The 1,358-nt window shown below is 68.4% G+C and carries 1 protein-coding gene; it reads left to right on the top strand.

Going from position 1 to position 1,358, the window contains the following annotated elements:
• Window positions 1-70 precede the first annotated feature (70 nt).
• Window positions 71-1,320 (top strand): IS3 family transposase gene (locus tag ABH925_RS37660; protein ID WP_370156149.1). Its coding sequence is split into 2 segments (ribosomal slippage): window positions 71-413 and window positions 413-1,320, totalling 1,251 coding nucleotides; the frame shifts between segments, so codons are not numbered across the junction.
• Window positions 1,321-1,358 lie beyond the last annotated feature (38 nt).

The raw sequence follows: 1,358 nt of genomic DNA, 5'->3' as shown, positions 1-1,358 counted from the left end.
GGGGCTTCCCCCCAATCGGTGGACATCACGGACACTGGATCTCGTGGATTCAGAGGAAGAGATGGCACCGATGGTGCACAAGTACTACTCAGCGGAGTTTCGCGCTGATGCTGTAGCGCTGTACTGCTCCGATCCGTCGTTGACGTATGCGCAGGTCGCGCGGGATCTGGGCATGCACGCGGAGTCGCTGCGGCAGTGGGTGCGGGCGGCGGGCGCCGCGCCTGGGCCGGACGGCCTCCTCCCTGGTGGCACCGGCCCCGGGGCCGCTGCGGCGCCGACGACGCCCGAGGAGCGCATCGCGCGCCTGGAGGCCGAGAACGCGGCCCTGCGGACGGAGAACACCGGCCTTCGCAAGGACCGGGAGATCCTCGCGGTCGAGCGTGACATCCTGCGGAAGGCCACGAAGTATTTCGCCGCAGAGACGAACTGGTGAGCCGCTTCCAGTTCGTTGACGACCACAGTGAGACCTACGAGGTCAAGCGGCTGTGCCAGGTGATGGAGGTCCAGCGCTCCAGCTACTACAAGTGGCGCGCCGGCGCACGGGCCCGCGCGGAGCGCGAGCGGGCCGACACCGCTCTGGCGACACGGATCAGGCGGGTGCACGCCGAGTCCGACGAGGCGTACGGTTCCCCGCGCATCACCGCCGACCTGCGCGAGGACGGGCACGTGGTGAACGAGAAGAGAGTCGCCCGGGTGATGCGGAAGTTCGGCATCGTCGGCACCCACCTGCGCAAGAAGGTCCGCACCACTGTCCCGGAGCCCTCGGCGACCCCGGTGCCGGACCTGTTCGGCCGCGACTTCTCTGCTCCCGCGCCGAACCTCAAGTACATGGGCGACATCACCTATCTACCGGTCGGGGACGGGCAGTTCCTGTATCTGGCGACCGTGCTGGACTGCTTCAGCAAGCGCGTCGTCGGCTGGTCGATAGCCGACCACATGCGCACCGACCTGATCGCCGACGCCCTCACGATGGCCGCCGCGACCCGCGGCACCCTGGACGGCGCGATCTTCCACTCCGACCACGGGGCCCAGTACACGAGTCGCCAATTCGCCTCTCTGTGCGCGGAGTTGGGTGTGACCCAGTCCATGGGAGCCGTCGGCACCAGCGCCGACAACGCGGCCTGCGAGAGCTTCCATGCCTCACTGAAACGCGAACTCCTCAAGGGCGCGCGCCGCTGGCCCGGGGCCCGGGCCAGCCGGGCGGCTGTCTTCCGCTGGCTGAACAGGTACAACACCTGGCGCAGGCACTCGGCCAACGGCCAGCTCAGCCCCGTCGCCTACGAGCAGCGCCAATCAGCTACCCTGACACTCGCCGCATAACCACACAAACCCGTGTCCACCATCCGGGGTGAAGCCCC

It is taken from the genome of Streptacidiphilus sp. EB129, assembly GCF_041262645.1.
Classification (GTDB): domain Bacteria; phylum Actinomycetota; class Actinomycetes; order Streptomycetales; family Streptomycetaceae; genus Streptacidiphilus.
This window is presented reverse-complemented; position numbering and strand designations above follow the sequence as displayed.